Consider the following 21,414-nt stretch of genomic DNA (forward strand, 5'->3'; position numbering starts at 1 on the left):
GAGCGTTGCCGTGGCCTGTCAGGGCCGCTCGCGCAGGATCCGCAGGACCGGCTCGAGCGAGGTCAGCACGCACTCGGCTCCCGCCTCCCGTAGCGCCTTCTCCTGGTGGCTGCTGCCCGCGTACCCCAGGAACGGCACTCCGGCCTGCCGGGCCGCCTCCAGATCGGAGGGGGTGTCGCCGATCATCAGGGCCGAGGGCGGCGAGGCGCCCATCGCGCTGAGGGCACGGTTGAGGCAGTGCGGATCCGGCTTCAGACGGTGCAGATCACGGGTGCGGCCATAGACGTTGGGGGCGAAACAGCCGGTCAGGTGGCGGTCGTCGAGGTAGCTCACGGCGGTCCGAGCCGAGTTGTTCGTCGCGATGGCCAGCCTCGCCCCACGGGCGGTCCAGGTCCGTATCAGCGGATCCGCGTAGGCGGTGGGCCAGGCGGAGACCACCGCCTTGAGCTCCTGCCGGGTGAGCCGTTCCTCCAGCTCCGCCACCAGGTCGCTGCGCGGGCGCCGGCGGTTCACCGCGTGCAGGACGACCATGGGATCCGGGTGGACGCGTTCCTCCTCCGTCAGCAGGCCCTGGAGCCCCTGTCCCTCCAGCCACTCGGCCAGATCCTGCGCCACGGCCTCGGCCGAGTGTCCCGCGAACAGGCGGCAGACCGGACCGTCGAAATCGAAGAGCACGCACCGTACGGTTCCGATTAATTCCCGCAACTGGCCGATCTCTTCCACATTTTGATCATTCTGTGTCGTATCAGAGGTCACTAGGAGAGTGTCAGGTCCGTGGTGATGGTTTCCCAGAGGGCATCGAACCACTTCTGGGACTGCTCCACGAACGCGGCGTCCCGTCTGCCCGACCGCTGCTCGAAGGAGAAGAGGAGCGACTTGGCGCCCAGGGTGTCGTACAGCTCCAGGGTCTCGCTCTCCACCTCCTCCTCCCGCTTGGTGAGCATGTAGTACGCGATCAGGGCCTCCGCCCCGTTGAGGAGGTAGAGCTTCACCGGCGGGGTGAAGGGCAGTGCGCGGAAGGTCACACGGACGTCGATGTGGTGGGAGGCGCGCAGAGCCTGGAGGTTGTGGCGCAGGACGTGTCCCTGGGCGTTGCGCTGCTCGAGCCAGCGTCTGTGGACCGGGTCCTCGTCCCCGGGGCTGTTGACGGAGATCGGGAACGCGAGGTTGATCTCCCGGGACGGCAGAAGGATGCGCACGTCGATCGACCGGGGCCGGATACGGCCTTCGTGGATCAGCCGCACCGGTTCACCGAGGGCAAGCATCAGCGTCTCGGCGGTCAGGCAGGCCGCGTCGATACGGACGTGGGGCGCCGCGAACGCCTGGGTGAGCCGCTGCGCCAGTCCGACCATCGTCGGCTGCGGCTCGTCCCTGACCGGCTGGGCCTCGGCGACCCGGGGCGGGCTGCCCTTGGTGACGTTGCTGAGCAGGCCGTCCTCATGGAGCGCGCGCAGGGCCTGGCGGACCGCGCCCCGCTCCACCCCGAACTCCTTCGCCAGTTCGGCCTGCGTGGGCAGCCGGTCGCCCGCCTTCAGCTCGCCGGTGCGGATGCGGGCCCGCAACGCGTCGGCGATCTCCTGAGACGAGGACCTTCTGGTGCCGTTGACTGCGGCCTGCTCCTGGGTCACGACCAAACGTTACAACCAGGCTCCATCTATGGGCAGTTGTTTAAGACTTGTTCGATGACCGCGACCAACTAGGTCTGACGACAGAAAAGTTGGCAGCGACATAGCAGAGTTGGCGGCAAGTCTGCCTCTCCTCACGTACCACCCTCAGCCGGTCACCTCAACCGGTCACCTTCGCAGGTCCCGCAGGACCCGCAGCACCGACTCCAGTGACCGCACGATCACCTCGGCGCCCGCCTGACGCAGGCGCTGCTCCTTGTCCTCGTTGCGCGCGTACCCGAGAAACGGCACCCCGGACCGCGCGGCGGCCTGAAGGTCCGACGGGGTGTCCCCGATCATCAGAGCGTGCTCTGCGGCCGCTCCCATCGCCCGCAGAGCCCGGTTCAGGTGGTACGGATCCGGCTTCAGCCGGTGGAGGTCGGGCGTACGGCCGTAGATGTGCGGGGTGAAACAGTCGACGAGCCCCCGGCCGGCCAGATATGCGAAGGCCGTGCGCGCCGAGTTGTTAGTGATGATCGCGAGCCGTGCGCCGAGCGCTGTCCAGGTGCGGACGACCGGGTCGGCGTACGGGGTGGGCATGGCGCTGGGCACGGCCCCCAGCTCCTGCTGGGTGAGCAGTTCCTCCAGTTCGGCCGCGAGGTCGCTCCCCGGGTGCCGCCGGTCGACCGCGCGCAGTGCCACCTGGGGGTCGGGCCGTCCTCTCTCCTCCTCGGTCAGCAGCGCGGACATCCCCTGCCGCTCCAGCCACCTCTCCAGTTCCCGGGCGACGTCCGTGGCCTTGCGGCCCGCGAACAGCCGGCAGATCGGTCCGTCGAAGTCGAAGAGCACGACGCGTGCGCCCTCGACCAGCTCGCGCAGTCTCTCGGTCTCTGCCGTCACCGGCGTGGTCCGCGTCGTGTCAGAGGTCACCAGGAGAGTGTCGGGTCCGTGCCGATCGTTTCCCAGAGGGCGTTGGACCCCAGCTGCCACGGCTCCACGAACGCCGTGTGATCTGGCCGGTTTTATGCGCCGAGAAACCGAGGCCGGGCGCAGGGCGCCGATCGTCGTGACCTCGTCCGCCCGTTGGTGGCCGCGTGTTCCGCCGCCAAGGCCGAGCAGCGCAACTTCACGTCAACTTCCGGCAGTTCAGCGAAAGGTGGTTATGAGGCGACTCCAAGTGGAGATAACTGAGGTGAAGTTGGTCGCCAACTTCGCTCGAAGTTGAGCAAGTCTGAGCGTTCTTGAACAACATGGTCACACCTTTGAAAAGGTCGGTCACCGTGACCTCGTGACGCTGCTGACCGGGTTCCCTTCCGGAGGGGAGCCGGGAGCCCGGTCGGTCCGCACCTCGGAAAGGCACCCACAACTGCATAGCTACGGATGCGCAGCAGCACAGCACGGCAGCCACCACCCGCACGGAAGGAGCGCCATCCCGAGCCTGAGACGGCTCAGAAGATGTCCGGGCACCACGGCCGCCTGGACGTACGCAGCAGGGCGTCGGCCACGGAGGCGGCGCCCTGCTGCTGTTCCCGCGCGCGCCCGAGCGCCGCGAGCCGCACGGCGGACTCGTCACCCAGCCACAGGGTCGCCAACTCGCCCACCGGCAGGGTCAGCTGGGCATCCCGGTCGGTGGGCGTGCACTGCACGCCGTCCGGTCCGGCCTCCAGCCGGTAGCGGCCGCCGGCCGGCCCGGCCTCGTCCACGACCTCCAGGACGAGCGTGCCGGCGGTACCGTACGTCCGTGCCTCCAGGGCCCGTACGACGTCCAGGATCCGCACCCACAGCCAGTCCGCGTACATGACGAGGCGAGCGGCGCGGGGGTCCGGCAGGAAGTGCGGCAGCAGATCGTCCGGGGCTCGGTGACCCGTCCGTACCGTCGTGACCCAGTCGATCGAGCAGAGATAGCGCCACAGGGCGCGCTCGGCGTCGTCCCCCCACCGGTCGTCACACACGTAGGAGACCAGACCCTCGGCCTCACCGGAGGGCCCGCGGTAGACGGCGTGGAACCGCTCGGCATAGGGCCGGGCGTCCGGGCGTATCGCGCCCGTGGCGAGCTGCCACCAGCGCTCGGTGCGGTTGACGGCACCGGCCTGGCCGCGACGCAGTCGCTCGTGCAGTGCGGGGCCCAGCGTGCGGACGTCGGCGCCGTCGACGAGGTCGATGCGGCCGCCGTCGTCCGGGACGGGGCGGTGGCGGTCGAGGCCGGTGCGGGGCACGTCGACGGCCCACTGCGCGGTGTGGGTGGCGGGACCGAAACCGAAGCGGCCGTAGATCGGGTACTCGGCGGCGATGAGCGTGGCGACGACGTCGCCGCGCTCCTTCGCGGCGGCGAGGTCCAGGGCCATCATGCGGCTCAGCAGGCCGCGGCGGCGGTGGGTGGCCGTGACGGAGACGTTGGTGATCGCGTCGGCGGGGACGGGAGTGCCGCCGACCACGGTCAGCTCCTGGGGAAAGGAGCGGAAGGTGGCGACGATGGGGGCCCCGCCGCCGGAGCGGGGGACGCCGTCGTCGAAGGCTGCGAGGGTGCGGGAGGGGATGAGGTGCGCGGCGAGGTCCGCGACGTCGTGGTCCGACATCTCTCCGGGGCGGAGGAAGCCGGTGCTGAGAGCGCGGCTCCACTCCTTGATCTCGGACTCGGAGATGGCACGTACGTCGATGTGCTCGGGGCACCTCATGCGCACACGCTAGGGGGCGGCACCCGGCGTGTCGTGCCAATTTACGGCTGTTGCGGGGGCCGGATCGGCGGACCCGACGGCCGCACGCGTGTCCGCAAGCGGCGAGCCGGAAGACCGCACGCCCATCCGCAACCGCCGGAGCGGAAGATCACGCCCCCGTCCTACGACCGGCGGACCGGCGGACCGGCGGACCACATCACGCCTGTCCCACCCACCAGCAGACGGGAAAGCCGCACGCGTGTCCGCGGCCGACGGAACGGAAGAACACACGCTTGTCCCACCCACCGCCCGGACCGGGAGACCGCACGCGTACCCGCCAACCGGACCGACCGGAAGATCACCCGACCGGAAAGCCGCGCGCCCATCCCCTCGGCCGGCGGCTAGAAAGCCGCGCGTATCGCGCCGACCTCGCGGCCACCGCCCAGCAGCGGTGCCCGGCCGATCCGGGTCACCACCGGGGCCTCGACGCCCATCAAGGTCAGGGCCCGGGCCAGTACCGGGCCCAGCGTGCGGGTACCGCCGTCGTCCACCTTGAAGGCGAGGGCCCGGCCGTCGGGCAGCGCCACCGCCTGGACCGCCTCCGCTCCCATCTTCGACAGGGCGCCGGGAATCTCCCGCATCAGCCAGGTGTCGGGGCGGCGGGTACCGGCCACGTACTCCGGATGCGCCCGCATCGCGTCCGCCACCCGGCGTTCCGCCGTGCCCGGAGCCGCGAGAACGAAGGAGCGGAAGGCGCGGGCCAGGCCGACGAGGCTGATCGCCATGAGCGGGGCCCCGCAGCCGTCCGTGCCCACCGCCGCGACCGGCTCGCCGGCCGCCTCCTCCACCACCGAGTGGATCAGGTGCTGCAACGGGTGCGCGGGATCGAGGTAGGAGTCCAGCGGCCAGCCCCGCAGCACGCACGCCGCCAGCATCGCCGTGTGCTTGCCGGAGCAGTTCATGGTGATCCGCTCCCGCATGGCACCCGACGCCAGGTACGCCTCCGCCTCCATCGGGTCCAGCGGCAGATCGGGCGGGCACTGGAGCCGTTCGGCGCTCAGGTCGTGCTCCGACAGCATCCGCCGCACCAGCTCCCGGTGGAACGCCTCGCCCGAGTGGCTCGCGGCGGCGAGCGCCAGGCGCTCGCCCGCCAGCTCCAGGCCCGCGCGCAGCACACCGGCCGCCTGCATCGGCTTGTTGGACGACCGCGGGAAGACCGGCGCCCGCACATCACCGAGGGCCAGTTCCACGGAACCGTCCGCGGCCAGCAGTACGAGGCTGCCGCGATGCCGCCCCTCGACGAACCCGGAGCGCACCACCTCGGCGAGCACCGGGTGCGCGGAAGACGGAGCGGACAGGGTGGGCTGGGCTGACGTCGGCATGGGGCGGTGGCCTCCGGGACGGGGACCCGCCCCGGCGACGCCCGGCCCGGAGGGTCTCCGGACCGGCGCCGTGCACACCCGGGGCCCCGGGTTCGCCGGGACCCTCGCGTCACATGAGCAGGTCGTCTACTTGTGCTTCTCCTTCACGGTACCTGCGCGCGATCTCGGCACTGCAATCGTCCGCCGTGCGCTGCAACTGCTGCCGCCTCCGGGAGACCTGCCGCTCGTACCCCACGAGCCGGATCATCCCCGCGCCCAACTCCTCGTCCGTGCGCGCCTTGAGGTCCGACAGCTCGACCTCGCCCAGCATCCGGGACGCCAGCCGCCGGTACTCCTCTCCGTGCGGTGTGCCGACTGTCACATGGCGGGCGGAGGAGCGATGGCGGGCGGGCTCGTCCTTGAGGATCTCCGCGAGCCGTTCCATGACGTCCTCGGGGGCCGCCCGGCCGCCACGCCGGGCCAGCTCCGCCCGGAGGATGTCGATACGGCCCTGGAGCAGCCGCCGTACGTAGCTGAGATCGGCCTCGTCCCGCTGGGCGTCCCGGCGCAGCGCACGCAGCTCGGTGAGCCGCAGCGCGGGCAGGTCGTGCCCGGGCGGATCGGCGGCCAGGGGGCTGTCCGTGCGCTGCACGGGCGGCCGGTGCTGCTCCAGGACTCCCGACAGGGCGGGCCCGACAACCCCGGGCGGCCGCCCGGTACTCGATGTGCTCATGTACCTCTACCGTCCCCTCGACCGGCGCGGCACCCCCCACGGATGGGCCGCGACAGACGCATCGTGCCACCCCGCACGGCCGTCGCGTGACCGAGTGCCACCGATCTGCCCCGGATGGAGGTGTTAAGGGGCAATAAGAATGCCCTCATAAGAGATCACCGGTCCGGTCAGCCGCGGGTCCCGGGACGCTCGAGCGGGCGCCCGCGAGGGCGTTCCGGCCGCACGGCATCATGGACACCATGCGTGCGGTGGTGCAGAGAGTGGACGGCGCGAGTGTCGTCGTGGACGGCGAGACGGTCGGCGAGATCAGCGGCGAGGGGCTGTGCGTGCTCGTCGGGGTCACGCACGAGGACACCAAGGAGAAGGCCGCCCAGCTCGCCCGCAAGCTGTGGTCGATCCGCATGCTGCACGACGAGAGGTCCTGCTCGGACATCGACGCGCCACTGCTGGTGATCAGCCAGTTCACGCTCTACGGCGACGCCCGCAAGGGCCGCCGGCCCACCTGGAACGCGGCCGCACCGGGCGATGTCGCCGAGCCCCTCGTCGAGGAGGTGGTCGCGCAGCTGCGCGCGCTGGGCGCGACGGTGGCGACGGGCCGGTTCGGTGCGCAGATGCGCGTGTCGCTGACGAACGACGGCCCGTTCACCGTGCTCCTGGAGATCTGAGGCCCCGGGCGGTACGAGCCCTACGGCGATACGACGACCTCCTGCGCCGCCGCCGTCGAGTCGGCCATGAGGCGGGCGTCGACCGGCACGTTCCGCTTGACCAGGGCGAGGGCGACAGGGCCCAGTTCGTGGTGGCGCACCGACGTCGTCACGAACCCGATCTTGCGGCCTTCCGGGCCTTCGTCCGCGAGGCGGAGCTCCGTGCCGTGCGGCGGCAGATGCACCTCGCTGCCGTCGAGGTGCAGGAAGACCAGACGGCGCGGCGGCTTGCCCAGATTCTGGACACGGGCGACCGTCTCCTGACCGCGGTAGCAGCCCTTCTGGAGGTGCACGGCCGAGCCGATCCAGCCCAGCTCGTGCGGGATGGTGCGGTGGTCGGTCTCGAAGCCGAGACGGGGTCGGTGCTGCTCCACGCGCAGCGCCTCGTACGCCAGCAGCCCGGCCGCGGGGCCGTTCTTCCCGGCGTAGGGCTCCAGGTCCGCGCGCGGCAGGAAGAGGTCCCGGCCGTACGGCGTCTCGCGGACCATGACGCCCTCGGGGGCCTCGGCGATCGAACCGGCGGGCAGGTGCACCACGGCGAACTCGTCCGTACGGTCGGCGACTTCGACGCGGTAGAAGAACTTCATCGACTCCAGGTACGCGATCAGCGCGCCCTGGGTGCCGGGCTCCACATGCGCCCAGACCCTTTCGCCGTCGTCGACCAGGTACAGCGCGTGCTCGATGTGCCCGTGCGCGGACAGCACGAGGGCCTCGGTGGCCTGGTGCGGGGGCAGTTCGCTGACGTGCTGGGTGAGCAGCAGATGCAGCCAGCTCAGCCGGTCCTCGCCGCTGACGGTGACCACACCGCGGTGCGAGAGGTCCACGAATCCGGAGCCGTCGGCGAGGGCGCGCTGCTCGCGGAACAGTTCGCCGTAGTGGGCGGCGACACCTTCGTCCACGCCCTCGGCGGGGACGGCGCCGGGCAGGGACAGCAGAGGACTCTTCATGGACCCAAGCCTACGACGCGGTATTTGAACTCTTGAGGGAACAGTCCTCGCATCGGCCGAAGATCGCGAAGTGCTTCAGATCCGTGTCGAAGCCGAACGTCTCGCGCAGCTTGGCGGTGAACTCGGCGGCGATGTCGAGGTCGGCCTCGATCACATTCGTGCAGTCGCGGCAGACCAGGTGGATGTGACGGTGCCGGTCCGCGAGGTGGTACGTCGGCGCACCGTGCCCCAGATGGGCGTGGCTGACCAGCCCCAGCTCCTCCAGGAGCTCCAGGGTGCGGTAGACGGTGGAAATGTTGACCCCCGACGCCGTCTTCCTCACTTCCACGAGGATGTCGTCGGGGGTCGCGTGTTCCAGGGTGTCCACGGCTTCGAGCACAAGTTGCCGCTGCGGGGTCAGCCGGTAGCCACGCTGCCGCAGATCGCTTTTCCAGTCGGTGCTCACCACAGCACCCAGTGTAGGACCGGCGTCGTGAGCCCGGCCTACTTGAAGAAGGCGATCCCGTCGTCCGGGAGGTCCTCCGGAAGGGCCTTGGCCCAGCGTTCGACGTCCTCCGGAGTGACGACCTTCTTCAGGTGCGCCGACATGTAGGGGCGCAGCGGGACCTCGGGGGTCTGCTTCTCGCCGACCCACATCAGGTCGCTGTTGACGTACCCGTACAGCCGCTTGCCGCCGGTGTAGGGGCCCGAGGCCGCCGTCCGGGCCACGGCGTCCGTGGCGATGTCGACCTGCGGCTTCTTCTCGGCCAGCTCGCCGTACCAGACCTCGACGACCCCGTCGTCGCGGACCATGGTGACCTCGACCTTGCGGTCCTTGTCGATCCGCCAGAAGCCGGACTCGGACTCCAGCGGCCTGACCTTGTTCCCGTCGCCGTCCAGCACCCAGCTGTGGGAGTGGTACTCCAGGAAGTCCCGGCCGTCGTGGGTGAAGGAGACCTCCTGCCCGAAGTTGCACTTCTCGGAGCCGGGGAAGTCGTGTACGCCCGCACCCGCCCAGTTGCCGAGCAGGAAGGCGAGCGGGACGAGGTCCTTGTGGAGGTCGGACGGGATCTCGATCATGAGCTGCTTTTCGTCGTGTCAGTCGGGGATGCGGGGATCAGCGCTGGCCCTCGTACAGCTTCTTCACGGCCAGCCCGGCGAAGGCGAGCACGCCGACGCAGACCAGGACCAGCAGGGTTTCGAAGAAGATCTCCACGGGGTGCTCCTTGGTGAGCGAGGGTGGGTACACAGAGCCGGCTCCAAGCTTACGGGGCAGGGCCCCGGGGTTCTCGGCGAGGGGCACTCCCCCGGGCTCAGCGCTTGACCTCGTCGATGAAGCGGGACCATGCGGCCGCCTCGAAGAGGAGGGTGCCACGGGCGGGGTCCTTGCTGTCACGGACGGGGACGACGGAGGGGAGGTTCTGGGCGACTTCGACGCAGTTGCCGCCGTCCGGGTTGCTGTAGCTGCTCTTGCGCCAGGTCGCGGTGCTCAGGAAATCGTCTGAGACCTCGACGCAGGCGCCGCCGTCCGGATTGCTGTAGCTGCTCTTGCGCCAGGTCGCGGTGCTCAGGTCGATGGCTCGCACGGCACTTCCTCCAACATCCGCAGGACGAACTTCCGCGACTCGGCCGGATTCAGAGCCAGGTCGCGCATCGCATCGTACGCACGTTGCAGCAGTTCAACTGAGCTGTTTTCCTCCACCAGTTCACCACGGTGGGCGTTCTCCGTGTACGCCACCGTCTTGCCGTCCAGCAGTCGCAGGAACATCACGTCGGTGCCGACCAGGCCGTGCAGCCCAGTCTCCTGCGGCAGGACCTGGATCGTGATGTTCGGTTCCTCCGACGCCTCCAACAGGTACTCCAGTTGCTCCCGCCACTCCTCCACGTCGCGCTGGGGGGTGCGCAGCACCGCCTCGGCAAGGAGAGCACGGAACGGCGGGGTCTTGTCCCCCTCCAACAGCTTCCGCCGCCCAGTACGGGCTTCGACCTGCTGGTCCAGCACCTTGCCCTTGGCGCCGCCCAGTGCGAGGACCTCTCGGGCGTACCCCTCCGTCTGGAGCAGACCCGGAATGATGCTCACCGAGTACTGCCACAGGCTCACCGCCTCCGCCTCAAGCATCATGTACCGCCGGTACTGCTCCTTGAACTGCGTCGGGTCCCCCACCGCCAGTTCCCACAGGGCCAGCAGCAGTCCCGGAGTCCCGTAGTGCTGGTCCAGCGCCTGGACCACCTCGGGGCTGCCCAGGGTCTGTCCGCTCTCCATCTTTCCGAACAGGGACCAGTCCCAGCCCAGCACCTCGCCGAGCTTCCGCAGGCTGTCGCCCCGCTCGGTGCGCAGTAACCGGAGCTCCTCGGCGAGCCGCTTCCTCGGCTCCTGGCTGCGTCCAGTGATCACCCGTCGCGGTGGCATCGCGCTCCTGTCGTGAAGGACGGCTGTGGAAGGTGTGGAAGGAGTGCCGAGCAGCGGCGAAGGAGATCCCGTCCACGGCGTTCCGGCCCTGCTCAGCGGCCATGCTCGTACTGTCCGGAACACGCAGCGTAGTCCAACTGTCACGCCATGCGCAGGCCTTGGGCGGAAAGGAACGGCACCCCATGAACACGGAGTCCCCCGAGCGCGGAGCGCTCCTCTACGACCCGGCGACGGGCAAGGTCGGCGCGTACCAGGACCGGTCGGGGCCGTATGCGATGCTCCGCCCGGTCGGCGGGGGCCGGGAGTGGCAGGCCGACCCCGCCACGCTCCGCCCGGCCACGGCCGGGGAGCGGCTCAGCGCCGGAGTGACGGCGGCGAACCAGCGCACCCGGTCGGCCGGCGACACGAGCCGCCCGCCGCTTCCGGTCCGTGGCTGTGCCCTGTGCACGGAGCTGGACGGACTGCGGGAGGCCGCGCGGGCGGAGTGCGACGGCAGCGCGGAAACGGACGTCAACGTCCTGCTGCGGCGCCACCACAACCAGAAGCACCGCTCATGACCCCGCGGGGCTAGGCTGCGGGCATGGCGAAGAAGCTCGTGATCAAGGTGACGGCCGGGGCGGACGCCCCGGAGCGCTGCTCGCAGGCGTTCACCGTGGCGGCCGTGGCGGTGGCCAGCGGCGTGGACGTGTCGCTCTGGCTGACCGGGGAGTCGTCCTGGTTCGCGCTGCCGGGACGTGCCGCCGAGTTCGAGTTGCCGCACGCGGCGCCGCTGCCGGATCTGATCGACTCGGTCCTGGCGGCCGGGCGGATCACCCTGTGCACACAGTGCGCGGCCCGCCGCGAGATCACGGAGAAGGACGTCATCGAGGGCGTACGGATCGCGGGCTCGCAGGTGTTCGTCCAGGAGGCGCTGGCGGACGGCACGCAGGCACTCGTGTACTGAGACCAGGCCACCGAGACGCGGCCCTAGTGCCGTTTCTTCCCGTCCAGCTCGTCCCACCACTCGTCGGACTTCGGGTCCCCGGACGGGTCGTCCCACCAGCGGTCGTCGGGGCCGCGCCGGTTCGCCACCACCGCCGCCAGCGGGGGGATCACCATGGCTACCACGCACATCGCCACGGCCGCCGGAACGGACCACAGACGCACGACTCCCCAGGCCAGGACGAAGAGCACCAGGCAGGTGCCCATCATGGCGAAGTACACGTGACGTCGTCGTGCGTACATATCTTCACTATGCCCCCGGGCATGCGGAAGGACCGCACCCGAGGCGTCCAACCCGAGAGTGCGGCCCTTCCGGCCGTGCCGGTCCCGCTCAGACGGCGATCGCGACCTCCGCGAGACCGCCGTGCTGGGCAACGACCGTACGGTCCGCGGTGCCACCCGGCACCAGGGCGCGTACCGTCCAGGTGCCCTCGGCCGCGTAGAAGCGGAACTGTCCGGTCGCCGAGGTGGGGACCTCGGCGGTGAACTCGCCGGTCGAGTCCAGCAGGCGCACGTAGCCGACGACGGGCTCGCCGTCGCGGGTCACCTGGCCCTGGATGGTGGTCTCACCGGGCTTGATCGTCGAGGCGTCGGGGCCGCCGGCCTTCGCTCCACACATGGTTCTTCCTTCGGGTAGGTCCGGGGTCCGGGATTACTTGGCGGCGCCCAGCTCGATCGGGACACCGACGAGGGAGCCGTACTCGGTCCAGGAGCCGTCGTAGTTCTTGACGTTCGTGACCTCGAGCAGCTCGTGCAGGACGAACCAGGTCAGCGCGGAGCGCTCACCGATGCGGCAGTAGGCGATGGTGTCCTTGGCGAGGTCGACGTTCTCCTCGACGTAGAGCTTCTTGAGCTCCTCGTCCGACTTGAACGTGCCGTCGTCGTTGGCGTTCTTCGACCACGGGATGTTGCGGGCGCTCGGAATGTGGCCCGGACGCTGCGACTGCTCCTGCGGCAGGTGGGCCGGGGCGAGCAGCTTGCCGGAGAACTCGTCGGGCGAGCGGACGTCGACCAGGTTCTGCGCGCCGATCGCGGCGACGACGTCGTCGCGGAAGGCGCGGATGGACGTGTCCTGCGGCTTGGCCTTGTACTCGGTGGCCGGGCGCTCGGGCACGTCGGTGCCGTCGACCAGCTCGCGGGCGTCCAGCTCCCACTTCTTGCGGCCGCCGTCGAGCAGCTTCACGTTCTCGTGGCCGTACAGCTTGAAGTACCAGTAGGCGTACGACGCGAACCAGTTGTTGTTGCCGCCGTAGAGGACCACCGTGTGGTCGTTGGCGATGCCCTTCTCCGACAGGAGCTTCTCGAAGCCGGCCTGGTCGACGAAGTCGCGGCGGACCGGATCCTGGAGGTCCTTCGTCCAGTCGATGCGGATCGCGTTCTTGATGTGGTTCTTCTCGTAGGCGGACGTGTCCTCGTCCACCTCGACGATCGCGATGGTCGGGTCGTCCAGGTGGTCCTGAAGCCAGTCGGCGTCGACCAGGACGTCGCTGCGGCTCATGCGCTTTCTCCTCCGGGGCAGTTGCGGCGGGTGGTGCGGGTGCGAAGGGCGCGGGTACGCGGCCAAGCTGGGGCGTACGCGGCGCGGGATGGCCCCGGGTTCGGGCGCGGGGCCGGTGATTACGGGAAGGGGTTCCCGCTCAGAAGGGGCGACAGAGCATGGCGGCGACGCGGCACAGGTCTACTGCCCGCCGCTTCGTGAGATCCGCCTGTCGCTGCATGGGGTCGATCGTAGGGACGGATCGCCGGGCGTGTCACCGGCGTGTCGTATTCTGAGATGCGATCGTCCGGGATGTGGGAAACGATGTGTGATCCGACGGCCTTCGGGCGACTCCCGGCCGCCCGCGCCCGTCACGTCATCTGCGGTACGGACGAACCGTCTCGCTCCTCGGACACCCCCGGTCCGGGCACCTGGAGCCGGGACCCTCGGCCTGGGCCCCTCTGTATGGGCCTCCCTGGGCCCCTCTGCATGGGCCTCCCGACCTGGGCCCCTTGCCCTGGGGCCCCTCGCCCTTCGGGCCGGAGCCGTCTTCGTGCTACCCCGCCAGACTGACGTCCGAACCCTTCGCCGTGATCTCCACGCCGTCCTTGGTCGCCTGCACCCGGTCGAGGCGGATACCGCCGGGCAGCCGGGCGATCCCCTGCTGGAAGTCGGCGACGGTACGGAACCGGTTCTCGAGGAGCTGGATCCCGGGGAGCTGGGGCAGCCCGTCCGCGTGCACCTGGACGGTGTTGCCGCGGACCGTGGCCGAGCTGAGCACGGAGATGGGCTTCGACGTCTTGTCGCCGGGGGCCTGGAACGTGAGCGTCACCTTGATCTTGCCGTTGCCGCCGTCCGACAGACCGGTCACCCGGGCCATCACGCCGAGCCCCACGTCGGTGGGCTGCGGCTTGGCCTTCCTGAGCAGCTCGTCGTAGGTGATGAGCGCCGTACCGGTGGCGTCGGCCGCGGTGGCGGAGCTGTAGTCGCCGGAGAACCTGACACCCTTCATGTCCGCGTGGAGGTCGTCTATACGGACCCGCTCGCCGCCGTTGCCGGTGGCCGCCTCGTAGTCCTTGATGCCGATCTCGACGTCGTCCAGCTCCCCGTCGGCGACCTGGGTCAGGAAGGGAAAGCCGTTGATGGACACGTCCGGGGTGGTGGCCAGGTTCTCGGTGGTCTTCAGCTTGTCGGCCACCTTCCCCTCGGCGAAGTGGACCGCCACCCGGTCCACGATCGTGAAGAGCCCTCCCAGGATCACGGCGACGATCAGCAGTATTCGCAGTGCGCGCATGCTCGGTTTTCCCCCACCTCGGCAGTCGTCCACGACAGGTCACTGACGACCGGGTGGCCGCCGAACGCGACTGTAACCCCGCGCGCTGCGGCGGCCACCGGATTGTGGATCACCTGTGACACCTGCCGAAGGTGCCGCTAGCCGAGAGCTCGCCCCAGCACCCAGACCACCGGTGCCGCCGCAGTGAGCGGCAGGGCGACGCCCGCCGTGAAGTGGACGAAGCGGGACGGGTAGTCGTAGGAGGCGGCCCGGTGGCCGATCAGGGCGCAGACGCCCGCGCCGAGGCCCAGGAAGGCACCGGATGTGCCGAGGCCCGTCGCCCCGCCCATCGCGATGCCGGCACCCGCCGCCGCCAGCAGGGCCACGACCACCGAGGCCGCGGTCGGCAGCGGCAGCGCACGCGCCAGAACGGCGGCGGCGACCGCGAGGGCGCTCACCGTGACGGCGTGCGGCGGGGCCGCGAGGTGCCCGGCCGCGACGATCGACAGCGCGGCCGAGGCGACCGTCGCCATCAGGCCGTACATCCGTGTGTCCGGATCGGCGTGCGACCGCAGTTGCAGGACGAGGGACAGCAGCACCCAGACGCCGAGGGTGCCCAGGATCGCGGCGGGCGCGTTCTCCCGGCCCGCCACGAGCAGCGCCACGTCCGCCGTGACCGCGCCGAGGAACGCCAGAGCGATGCCCTGCCGGGCGGGCCACATTCCGTTCAGCCGGAACCATCCGGCGGCCGTCACGGCCTGGAGTACCACGAGCGGTACGACGAGGGCGTAGATCCCGAGAGCCGCGGCACCGGCGATCAGCACCGCGAGGCCCGCGGTGAGCGCGGCGGGCTGGAGTCCGGGCTCGATGATCGGCGAACGGCCCTCGAGCCGGGCCCGCTGGTTCGCGGGAAGCGCGGAGAGGTCGACGGCCGCGGGGTGCGCGGCCGTCGCCGTGGCGGCGTGACCGCCGGTGTCGGGCACCGCGTAGCCGTGGGACTCGTACACCGGCGCCTCCTGCGGCAGCGGCTGCCCGTAGGCCGGTCCCTGCCACTGTCCGTCCCACTGCTGCTGCTGCGGCTGCTGCGGTTGCTGCTCAGGGTGCTGCTGGTGCTGCTGCTGCGGGTACGGCTGCTGCTGGTGGGGATACGCGGCCGCGTTCGGGTCGTACCACCCCTGCTGCTGCGCCTGCTGGGGGTATCCCTCCTGCTGATATCCCGGCTGCTGACCCGCCTGCTGCTGGTATCCCGGCTGCTGCGCCTGGTGCGGATAGCCCTGCTGCTGACGCCCCTGCTGCTGATGCCCCTGCTGCCCGTAGGCGTCGTAGCCCGGGTCGTACCCCTCATGGGGCTGGTTGCTCATCGCTCATCCTCCTGCGAACGGCGGGAGCACCTCGACCGTGCCGCCCTCGGCCAGCCGTACCGTCTCATGCGCGCGGGTCCCGACGGGGTCACCGTCGACGAGGAAGGAGCATCGCCGCAGGACACGGACGAGTTCGCCGGGGTGTCGCTCGCGGGCCGCGTCGAGCGCCCCCGCGAGCGTGGTCGCGTCGTACGGCTCCTCGGCGGTGCCGGCCGCGGCCTTGGCGGCGGCCCAGTAGCGCACCGTGCCCTTTGCCATCTGCTTCCTCAGCTCGGTCGTGGTGAACACCGTCAGGCTAGCCCGCGCGCGAGACCGCCCACGCCCCGATCCGGGCCATCAGGGCGTCGTCGCTGGCATGCTCGGCATGGCCCATGCCGGGCTCCAGCCACAGTTCGGCGTGGCCGGGCGCGGCGTTCGCCAGCATCCGCGGGTGGTCGACGGGGAAATAGCCGTCCCGGTCGCCGTGCACGATCAGCAGCGGGGTCGGCGCGATCAGCGGGACGGACTCCACCGGGGAGAGCGGAACCGGGTCCCAGTCCCGGTGGTGGATACGGGTACGCAGGCCGTAGCGGCCCACCAGGCGGCCCGCGGGCCGGGTCACCAGCCAGTGCAGCCGCCGCATGGGGGCCGTACCGCGGTAGTACCAGCGGGCGGGGGCGCTGACGGCCACCACCGCGTCCGGTTCCGTGCCCTCCGGGTGCTGCGCCGCGTGCCGCAGCACCACCGATCCGCCCATCGAGAAGCCGACGGTGACCACCCGGGAGTGCCCCAGCTCGCGTGCCCAGCGCACCGCGGCCGCGAGGTCGTGCACCTCCCGGTCGCCGACCGTCGAGCGTCCCCCCGACGCCCCGTGCCCGCGGAAGGAGAAGGTGACCACCGCTCCGTGACCGGCGAGGACGCCCGAGATCCGGCGCACATGAGGCCGCTCCAGATCGCCGGTGAAGCCGTGCGCGACGACGAACACAAGATCCTTCAGATGGCCGGCGGATGTACGTCCGGAGTCGTATACGGAGGAGCCCGGATTGTGTGCGGCATCGATCGAGACCCCGTCGACCGTGCGCAGAAAGGTTCGCGAAGGCAGTCGATGCGCCGTCTCGGAGTCCGGACGGACCCGGAATCGTGCCGTGTGACCTGCCCGACCAGTGCTCATGTGGGCTATTCTGCTGGGCAGAGGACTCGGGCAGTGTAGCCCCCGGGTCCTTTTGTGCTTTCGGAAGCGTTGTATACGAAGCGGGAAACCGCAGGTGTACGGGTTGTCGAACGCATAGCGGGCCCCAGTGCGCGGGACTCGCACCGTACGAAGCAGTGCCGCATACGTCCTCGAAGGGACCGAGGAGGAACCAGACGTTATGGGCGAGCGAACCGTGCACGGACGTATGACGACCAAGGCGGGAGAGGCGCGATGAGTGCTCTGCTGCTTCTGACCAATGCACTTCAGCCGTCGACGGAGGTGCTTCCCGCGCTCGGCCTGCTCCTGCACAACGTGCGAGTGGCTCCCGCGGAAGGCCCTGCTCTCGTCGACACCCCGGGCGCCGACGTGATCCTGGTCGACGGGCGACGGGACCTCCCGCAGGTCCGCAGCCTGTGCCAGCTGCTGCGCTCGACCGGCCCCGGCTGTCCCCTGGTCCTCGTCGTCACCGAGGGCGGTCTCGCCGCGGTCACCGCCGACTGGGGCATCGACGACGTCCTGCTGGACACCGCGGGACCGGCCGAGGTGGAGGCGCGGCTGCGGCTGGCCATGGGCCGCCAGCAGATCGTCAACGACGACTCCCCGATGGAGATCCGCAACGGCGACCTGTCCGTGGACGAGGCGACCTACAGCGCCAAGCTCAAGGGCCGGGTGCTCGACCTCACCTTCAAGGAGTTCGAGCTGCTGAAGTACCTCGCGCAGCACCCGGGCCGCGTCTTCACCCGTGCCCAGCTGCTCCAGGAGGTCTGGGGCTACGACTACTTCGGCGGTACGCGCACGGTCGACGTCCATGTACGACGGCTGCGCGCCAAGCTCGGCCCCGAGCACGAGTCGCTGATCGGCACCGTCCGGAACGTCGGCTACCGGTTCGTGACTCCGGAGAAGGCGGACCGCACGGCCGAGGAGGCGAAGGCCAAGGCGGGCCGGGCGAAGGCCACGGACACGGGCGACACGGCTGCCGTGCCCGCGGCCGAGGTCACGGCTGAGGCATAGAACCGCGTAAGCCCTGCCCAGAGGCGTTCCATCCGCGTAGACTCCGCGCGTGGCCAAGGTGACTCGGGACGATGTGGCGCGGCTGGCTGGAACTTCCACGGCGGTCGTGAGCTACGTCATCAACAACGGACCCCGGCCGGTCGCCCCGGCCACGCGCGAGCGTGTCCTCGCCGCGATCAAGGAACTGGGGTACCGGCCCGACCGGGTCGCCCAGGCGATGGCGTCGCGGCGCACGGACCTCATAGGCATGATCGTCCCCGATGCGCGCCAGCCCTTCTTCGGCGAGATGACGCACGCGGTCGAGCAGGCCGCCGCCGAGCGGGGAAAGATGGTGCTGGTCGGCAACACCGACTACGTGGCCGAGCGCGAGGTCCACTATCTGCGGGCCTTCCTCGGTATGCGCGTCTCCGGGCTGATCCTGGTCAGCCACGCGCTCAACGACCACGCCGCCGCCGAGATCGACGCCTGGGACGCCCGGGTGGTACTGCTGCACGAGCGGCCCGAGGCGATCGACGACGTCGCCGTCGTCACCGATGACCTCGGCGGCGCCCAGCTCGCCGTGCGCCACCTGCTGGAGCACGGCTATGAGTACGTCGCCTGTATGGGCGGCACCGCGGAGACCCCGGCGGTCGGCGACCCGGTCTCCGATCACGTCGAGGGCTGGCGGCGAGCGATGCGGGAGGCCGGGCTTCCGACGGAGGGCCGGCTGTTCGAGGCGCCGTACAACCGCTACGACGCGTACCAGGTGGGCCTGGAGCTGCTGTCCGGGCCGAACCGTCCGCCGGCCATCTTCTGCTCCACCGACGACCAGGCGATCGGCGTGCTGCGCGCGGCGCGCGAGCTGCGCATCGACGTGCCGGGCGAGCTGGCCGTGGCGGGCTTCGACGATGTCAAGGAGGCGGCGCTCACGGATCCGCCGCTGACGACGGTGGCCTCGGACCGGTCGGCGATGGCCCGGGCGGCCGTGGACCTCGTCCTCGACGACGGCCTGCGCGTGGCCGGCTCACGCCGCGAACGGGTCAAGCAGTTCCCGTCGCGGCTGGTGGTGCGCCGGTCCTGCGGCTGCCACGGCTAGCAGCCCGATCACGGGGGACGGCGGGTCAGGCCCCCACACCTCGGATGACAGCCCGTCCTGCCTCCGGGCCCCGGGAGACGGCACACCATGCCTACCAGCCCCGGAGACGTCCGGTCCTGCCCCGGGAGACGTCCGGCCCTGACACCGGACCATGGGAGCCCGCCTGCCTCCGGACCACGGGAAACGGCCCGTCCTGACCCCGAGGGCCGGGGACGGCCGGTTTGACCGCCGGTTCTCGCGAGGCAGCCCGTCCCCGCGCCGGGTGCCGGGTGCCGGGAAGGCGGCGGCCCGCCGGATCGCCGGCGGGCCGTCGCTCATGCGATGATGCCGAGGCTGCTCAGAACAACAGGTTGTACTGGTTGTAGTCGGTGCCGAGCTTGATCCGCGAGCCGAACGGGGACGAGGACGCCTGTCGGTGCCGGGGTACAGCCACAGCGTGCCGCCGGAGTCGCGGGTGATGACGTCGGCGATACCGTCGCCCGTCACATCGCCGTTCGCGACGTTCGAGGTGAAGTTCCAGCCCGTACGCGCCTTGATCCTGGTCGACCACGGGGTGCGCTCCTGCTGGGTTCCCCGGTACAGCCACAGGGTGCCGTCGGTGGAGCGGCCCAGCATCGCGGCCGCGCAGGGCACGTAACACTCAGGGCTCCTGGGTGTGTCGTAGGCAAGGGCCCGGGAACGGCGTACGACGCACCGGCCCGACGCGGCGCGGCAGGAAAACCGCGCAGCACAGTCGGGCGAAACCGCGGAGCCCCGCTCCGGTGGCCGTGATCGTAGCCTTGGGCGCCCTTCCGGCACACCGGCCTCACACGCCTCAGACAAACGTTCGGCCTCCGCTCCCCGTACCCTCGCCTCAGGGACACCTGAGGTTTCCTTTGCCCCTCTGGCCCCTAAGCCCTCTGGCGCCCCTAGCCCCTCGACCCCCGAGGCGTCTTTATAACGGGCATACGCGGTTCTGTCGGGCTTCTCAGCGGCGACTCAGCTGGCTCTCATGATCGCGGGACACTCTCTCTTACATGACCGAGAGCTTCCGCCGCAGCGGCGAGGACCAGTACCCCCAGGGTGACGGGCACCAGTCCGCGTACCCCCGGCAGCAGCACGTCTCTTCCCCGGTGAACTCCGAGTGGCCGCCCCCGCCGGCGTTCGGGCCGGGCCCGTCGGCCGCGCCGAGGAAGCGTGCGAAGGGGCCGCTCGCCCTCCTCGCCGCCGTGGCGATCGTCGCCGCGGCCATCGGGGGCGGCACGGCGTACGGCATCCAGGAACTCACCGGCAAGAACACCGTCCCCTCGAGCTCGACCAGCACCACCGTCGTGCCGTCGAGCAAGAAGGGCACGGTGGCGGGAGTGGCCTCCGCGGTCAGTCCGAGCATCGTGGAGATCAGCGCCACCTCCAACACCGGCGAGTCGACCGGCTCCGGCGTGATCGTCACCGGCGACGGCGAGATCATCACCAACAACCACGTCATCGCCGGCGCGTCCTCGATCAAGGTGACCACGAGCAGCGGCAGGTCCTACACCGCCCAGGTCGTCGGCACCGACAGCAAGAAGGACCTCGCACTCATCAAGGCGGGGGGCGCCTCGAAGCTGAAGGCCGCCACGCTGGGCAACTCCGACGGCATCCAGGTCGGCGACCAGGTCGTGGCGATCGGTTCCCCCGAGGGCCTCACCGGTACGGTCACCAGCGGCATCGTCTCCTCCCTCAACCGCGACGTCACCGTCTCGACCGAAGAGAACCAGGGCCAGGGCAACGGCCAGTGGCCGTTCGAGTTCGGCGGCCGCCAGTTCAACGGCGACACCGGGCCCTCCACCACCACGTACAAGGCGATCCAGACGGACGCGTCCCTCAACCCGGGCAACTCCGGCGGCGCCCTCATCGACATGAACGGCAATGTCATCGGCATCAACTCGGCCATGTACTCCGCCGGTTCGGACTCCACCTCGTCGAGCGCCGGCAGCGTGGGCCTCGGCTTCGCCATCCCGATCAACACCGTCAAGTCCGACCTGGCGACGCTCCGCTCCGGATCCCGGAGCTGAGCGGGCGCCCGGTAGGGCGGCTGGTAAGGAGCACGACATGATCAAGCAGGTACTCCACGAGACGACCGCCCCCGTCGGCCCCTCCGGGGTCTCCCTGGCCCTGGCCGTGGCCTTCGAACTCCACACCCCGGCGGCCCCCGCCCCGGAGGCGTACGAGCTCCGTACCGTCGTGAGCTTCACTGCGCCCGCGTGGAAGACGTACGAGCTGCGCGCACCGGGCACGCGGATCCCGGTGGTTCCGGTCCCCCAGCTGATGGGTCTGCGGCGCACCAACGCCGTGCGCCCGCACCGCAGCAAGGTGGTACCGCTGAGCCGTCTCACCCTGGCACTGAACTGACCCGCACACCGCACAGCCCCCGGCGCCGGCACCCGCCCGGTCCACCCCCACCGCACCCGCAGCCGAACCCCCACCCCCACCGCACCCGCAGCCGAACCCCCACCCCCACCGCACCCGCAGCCGAACCCCACCCCCACCCACACCCGCCCTGTCCACACACGCAGCACATGCCCCGGTACCGGCCCTGGCCATCCGTACGGCGTACGAACCCGGCGTCGGCACCCGTCCGGCCCTTTCCGTCCCCGACGGGAAACGTGCGAGGCTGAAGACGTTCAGCCCCCGTCCCGTCGCACCCCTAGGAAC

General features: G+C 70.5%; 27 protein-coding genes. 8 read left to right on the plus strand and 19 right to left on the minus strand.

The features are described from left to right. Positions 1-18 precede the first annotated feature (18 nt). From ABZ876_RS33455 to ABZ876_RS33480, 6 genes are all read right to left on the minus strand, one after another. A complete protein-coding gene (locus ABZ876_RS33455; RefSeq protein ID WP_361788875.1) occupies positions 19-723 on the minus strand; it encodes an HAD-IA family hydrolase in 705 nt (234 codons plus the stop codon). Positions 724-755: 32 nt separating this feature from the next. After that, positions 756-1,634, minus strand: coding sequence for a winged helix-turn-helix domain-containing protein (locus ABZ876_RS33460; protein WP_361788876.1), 879 nt, complete (start codon positions 1,632-1,634; stop codon positions 756-758). Between the two features lie 159 nt (positions 1,635-1,793). Continuing rightward, a complete protein-coding gene (locus ABZ876_RS33465; RefSeq protein ID WP_361788877.1) occupies positions 1,794-2,534 on the minus strand; it encodes an HAD family hydrolase in 741 nt (246 codons plus the stop codon). 518 nt (positions 2,535-3,052) lie between these two features. After that, on the minus strand, positions 3,053-4,279 hold the full coding sequence (locus tag ABZ876_RS33470; protein WP_361788878.1) for a GNAT family N-acetyltransferase: 1,227 nt from the start codon (positions 4,277-4,279) through the stop codon (positions 3,053-3,055). A 380-nt stretch (positions 4,280-4,659) separates the two neighbouring features. After that, positions 4,660-5,640, minus strand: coding sequence for an asparaginase (locus tag ABZ876_RS33475; RefSeq protein ID WP_361788879.1), 981 nt, complete (start codon positions 5,638-5,640; stop codon positions 4,660-4,662). A 109-nt stretch (positions 5,641-5,749) separates the two neighbouring features. Next, positions 5,750-6,352: an AmfC protein gene (locus ABZ876_RS33480; RefSeq protein ID WP_361788880.1), complete on the minus strand. Its 603-nt coding sequence runs from the start codon at positions 6,350-6,352 to the stop codon at positions 5,750-5,752. Between the two features lie 239 nt (positions 6,353-6,591). On the opposite strand from ABZ876_RS33480, the gene dtd reads away from it, so the two are divergent. Then, positions 6,592-7,017: a D-aminoacyl-tRNA deacylase gene (dtd, locus tag ABZ876_RS33485; protein ID WP_132804411.1), complete on the plus strand. Its 426-nt coding sequence runs from the start codon at positions 6,592-6,594 to the stop codon at positions 7,015-7,017. A 20-nt stretch (positions 7,018-7,037) separates the two neighbouring features. On the opposite strand, the gene ABZ876_RS33490 is transcribed toward dtd, so the two are convergent. From ABZ876_RS33490 to ABZ876_RS33510, 5 genes are all read right to left on the minus strand, one after another. Continuing rightward, positions 7,038-8,003, minus strand: coding sequence for a folate-binding protein (locus tag ABZ876_RS33490; protein ID WP_361788881.1), 966 nt, complete (start codon positions 8,001-8,003; stop codon positions 7,038-7,040). Positions 8,004-8,013: 10 nt separating this feature from the next. Continuing rightward, complete coding sequence (locus ABZ876_RS33495) at positions 8,014-8,451, minus strand: transcriptional repressor (protein ID WP_361788882.1); 438 nt, start codon at positions 8,449-8,451, stop codon at positions 8,014-8,016. A gap of 35 nt (positions 8,452-8,486) precedes the next feature. After that, positions 8,487-9,062, minus strand: a complete 576-nt coding sequence (locus ABZ876_RS33500) for an FABP family protein (RefSeq protein ID WP_361788883.1) — start codon at positions 9,060-9,062, stop codon at positions 8,487-8,489. A gap of 233 nt (positions 9,063-9,295) precedes the next feature. Beyond that, entirely contained in the window at positions 9,296-9,568 is a 273-nt protein-coding gene (locus ABZ876_RS33505) for a DUF397 domain-containing protein (RefSeq protein ID WP_361788884.1), read from the minus strand. Beyond that, entirely contained in the window at positions 9,550-10,392 is an 843-nt protein-coding gene (locus tag ABZ876_RS33510; protein ID WP_361788885.1) for a helix-turn-helix transcriptional regulator, read from the minus strand. The genes ABZ876_RS33505 and ABZ876_RS33510 overlap by 19 nt, the downstream gene beginning before the upstream one ends. Positions 10,393-10,574: 182 nt before the next feature. On the opposite strand from ABZ876_RS33510, the gene ABZ876_RS33515 reads away from it, so the two are divergent. Both ABZ876_RS33515 and ABZ876_RS33520 read left to right on the plus strand, forming a co-directional pair. Further along, positions 10,575-10,949, plus strand: coding sequence for a hypothetical protein (locus tag ABZ876_RS33515; protein ID WP_361788886.1), 375 nt, complete (start codon positions 10,575-10,577; stop codon positions 10,947-10,949). A 23-nt stretch (positions 10,950-10,972) separates the two neighbouring features. Beyond that, positions 10,973-11,335: a DsrE family protein gene (locus tag ABZ876_RS33520; RefSeq protein WP_361788887.1), complete on the plus strand. Its 363-nt coding sequence runs from the start codon at positions 10,973-10,975 to the stop codon at positions 11,333-11,335. A 23-nt stretch (positions 11,336-11,358) separates the two neighbouring features. Here ABZ876_RS33520 and ABZ876_RS33525 read toward each other — a convergent pair whose 3' ends face one another. The 8 genes from ABZ876_RS33525 to ABZ876_RS33560 form a co-directional block, all read right to left on the minus strand. Continuing rightward, a complete protein-coding gene (locus ABZ876_RS33525) occupies positions 11,359-11,667 on the minus strand; it encodes a DUF3099 domain-containing protein (RefSeq protein WP_361788888.1) in 309 nt (102 codons plus the stop codon). A gap of 37 nt (positions 11,668-11,704) precedes the next feature. Next, positions 11,705-11,992, minus strand: a complete 288-nt coding sequence (locus tag ABZ876_RS33530) for a DUF1416 domain-containing protein (protein WP_030318169.1) — start codon at positions 11,990-11,992, stop codon at positions 11,705-11,707. Positions 11,993-12,025: 33 nt separating this feature from the next. Next, the gene (locus tag ABZ876_RS33535) at positions 12,026-12,871 is read right to left on the minus strand and encodes a sulfurtransferase (RefSeq protein ID WP_361788889.1); all 846 of its coding nucleotides are present in this window, start codon (positions 12,869-12,871) and stop codon (positions 12,026-12,028) included. A 139-nt stretch (positions 12,872-13,010) separates the two neighbouring features. After that, positions 13,011-13,091, minus strand: coding sequence for an Ms5788A family Cys-rich leader peptide (locus tag ABZ876_RS33540; protein ID WP_351335063.1), 81 nt, complete (start codon positions 13,089-13,091; stop codon positions 13,011-13,013). 315 nt (positions 13,092-13,406) lie between these two features. Next, positions 13,407-14,144: a DUF2993 domain-containing protein gene (locus ABZ876_RS33545; protein WP_361788890.1), complete on the minus strand. Its 738-nt coding sequence runs from the start codon at positions 14,142-14,144 to the stop codon at positions 13,407-13,409. A 137-nt stretch (positions 14,145-14,281) separates the two neighbouring features. Continuing rightward, complete coding sequence (locus tag ABZ876_RS33550; protein ID WP_361788891.1) at positions 14,282-15,484, minus strand: hypothetical protein; 1,203 nt, start codon at positions 15,482-15,484, stop codon at positions 14,282-14,284. A gap of 3 nt (positions 15,485-15,487) precedes the next feature. Next, on the minus strand, positions 15,488-15,742 hold the full coding sequence (locus ABZ876_RS33555; protein ID WP_361788950.1) for a MoaD/ThiS family protein: 255 nt from the start codon (positions 15,740-15,742) through the stop codon (positions 15,488-15,490). Between the two features lie 37 nt (positions 15,743-15,779). After that, a complete protein-coding gene (locus ABZ876_RS33560; protein ID WP_361788892.1) occupies positions 15,780-16,634 on the minus strand; it encodes an alpha/beta fold hydrolase in 855 nt (284 codons plus the stop codon). Positions 16,635-16,886: 252 nt separating this feature from the next. Between ABZ876_RS33560 and ABZ876_RS33565 the strand changes: the two genes are divergently transcribed. The 5 genes from ABZ876_RS33565 (at position 16,887) to ABZ876_RS33585 (ending at position 21,111) form a co-directional block, all read left to right on the plus strand. Then, positions 16,887-17,666 (plus strand): response regulator transcription factor, encoded by a 780-nt coding sequence (locus ABZ876_RS33565; RefSeq protein ID WP_361788893.1) that lies wholly within the window; start codon positions 16,887-16,889, stop codon positions 17,664-17,666. Between the two features lie 49 nt (positions 17,667-17,715). After that, positions 17,716-18,741 carry a LacI family DNA-binding transcriptional regulator gene (locus ABZ876_RS33570; RefSeq protein ID WP_361788894.1) on the plus strand — a complete coding sequence of 342 codons (1,026 nt, stop codon included), beginning with the start codon at positions 17,716-17,718 and terminating at the stop codon, positions 18,739-18,741. Between the two features lie 457 nt (positions 18,742-19,198). Continuing rightward, a complete protein-coding gene (locus ABZ876_RS33575; RefSeq protein WP_361788895.1) occupies positions 19,199-19,378 on the plus strand; it encodes a hypothetical protein in 180 nt (59 codons plus the stop codon). 379 nt (positions 19,379-19,757) lie between these two features. Further along, positions 19,758-20,774 (plus strand): trypsin-like peptidase domain-containing protein, encoded by a 1,017-nt coding sequence (locus ABZ876_RS33580; protein ID WP_361788896.1) that lies wholly within the window; start codon positions 19,758-19,760, stop codon positions 20,772-20,774. Between the two features lie 37 nt (positions 20,775-20,811). After that, positions 20,812-21,111: a hypothetical protein gene (locus ABZ876_RS33585; protein ID WP_361788897.1), complete on the plus strand. Its 300-nt coding sequence runs from the start codon at positions 20,812-20,814 to the stop codon at positions 21,109-21,111. Positions 21,112-21,414: the final 303 nt, after the last annotated feature.

This window comes from Streptomyces sp. NPDC046931 (genome assembly GCF_040644655.1).
GTDB lineage: Bacteria > Actinomycetota > Actinomycetes > Streptomycetales > Streptomycetaceae > Streptomyces.

Excerpts from the sequence above, each read along its gene's own strand:
- ABZ876_RS33470 (WP_361788878.1), bottom strand. The coding sequence starts at position 4,279 with ATGAGGTGCCCCGAGCACATCGACGTACGTGCCATCTCCGAGTCCGAG.
- ABZ876_RS33475 (WP_361788879.1), bottom strand. The coding sequence starts at position 5,640 with ATGCCGACGTCAGCCCAGCCCACCCTGTCCGCTCCGTCTTCCGCGCAC.
- ABZ876_RS33480 (WP_361788880.1), bottom strand. The coding sequence starts at position 6,352 with ATGAGCACATCGAGTACCGGGCGGCCGCCCGGGGTTGTCGGGCCCGCC.
- dtd (WP_132804411.1), top strand. The coding sequence starts at position 6,592 with ATGCGTGCGGTGGTGCAGAGAGTGGACGGCGCGAGTGTCGTCGTGGAC.
- ABZ876_RS33490 (WP_361788881.1), bottom strand. The coding sequence starts at position 8,003 with ATGAAGAGTCCTCTGCTGTCCCTGCCCGGCGCCGTCCCCGCCGAGGGC.
- ABZ876_RS33500 (WP_361788883.1), bottom strand. The coding sequence starts at position 9,062 with ATGATCGAGATCCCGTCCGACCTCCACAAGGACCTCGTCCCGCTCGCC.
- ABZ876_RS33510 (WP_361788885.1), bottom strand. The coding sequence starts at position 10,392 with ATGCCACCGCGACGGGTGATCACTGGACGCAGCCAGGAGCCGAGGAAG.
- ABZ876_RS33515 (WP_361788886.1), top strand. The coding sequence starts at position 10,575 with ATGAACACGGAGTCCCCCGAGCGCGGAGCGCTCCTCTACGACCCGGCG.
- ABZ876_RS33520 (WP_361788887.1), top strand. The coding sequence starts at position 10,973 with ATGGCGAAGAAGCTCGTGATCAAGGTGACGGCCGGGGCGGACGCCCCG.
- ABZ876_RS33530 (WP_030318169.1), bottom strand. The coding sequence starts at position 11,992 with ATGTGTGGAGCGAAGGCCGGCGGCCCCGACGCCTCGACGATCAAGCCC.
- ABZ876_RS33535 (WP_361788889.1), bottom strand. The coding sequence starts at position 12,871 with ATGAGCCGCAGCGACGTCCTGGTCGACGCCGACTGGCTTCAGGACCAC.
- ABZ876_RS33540 (WP_351335063.1), bottom strand. The coding sequence starts at position 13,091 with ATGCAGCGACAGGCGGATCTCACGAAGCGGCGGGCAGTAGACCTGTGC.
- ABZ876_RS33545 (WP_361788890.1), bottom strand. The coding sequence starts at position 14,144 with ATGCGCGCACTGCGAATACTGCTGATCGTCGCCGTGATCCTGGGAGGG.
- ABZ876_RS33550 (WP_361788891.1), bottom strand. The coding sequence starts at position 15,484 with ATGAGCAACCAGCCCCATGAGGGGTACGACCCGGGCTACGACGCCTAC.
- ABZ876_RS33555 (WP_361788950.1), bottom strand. The coding sequence starts at position 15,742 with ATGGCAAAGGGCACGGTGCGCTACTGGGCCGCCGCCAAGGCCGCGGCC.
- ABZ876_RS33560 (WP_361788892.1), bottom strand. The coding sequence starts at position 16,634 with ATGAGCACTGGTCGGGCAGGTCACACGGCACGATTCCGGGTCCGTCCG.
- ABZ876_RS33565 (WP_361788893.1), top strand. The coding sequence starts at position 16,887 with ATGAGTGCTCTGCTGCTTCTGACCAATGCACTTCAGCCGTCGACGGAG.
- ABZ876_RS33575 (WP_361788895.1), top strand. The coding sequence starts at position 19,199 with ATGACGTCGGCGATACCGTCGCCCGTCACATCGCCGTTCGCGACGTTC.
- ABZ876_RS33580 (WP_361788896.1), top strand. The coding sequence starts at position 19,758 with ATGACCGAGAGCTTCCGCCGCAGCGGCGAGGACCAGTACCCCCAGGGT.
- ABZ876_RS33585 (WP_361788897.1), top strand. The coding sequence starts at position 20,812 with ATGATCAAGCAGGTACTCCACGAGACGACCGCCCCCGTCGGCCCCTCC.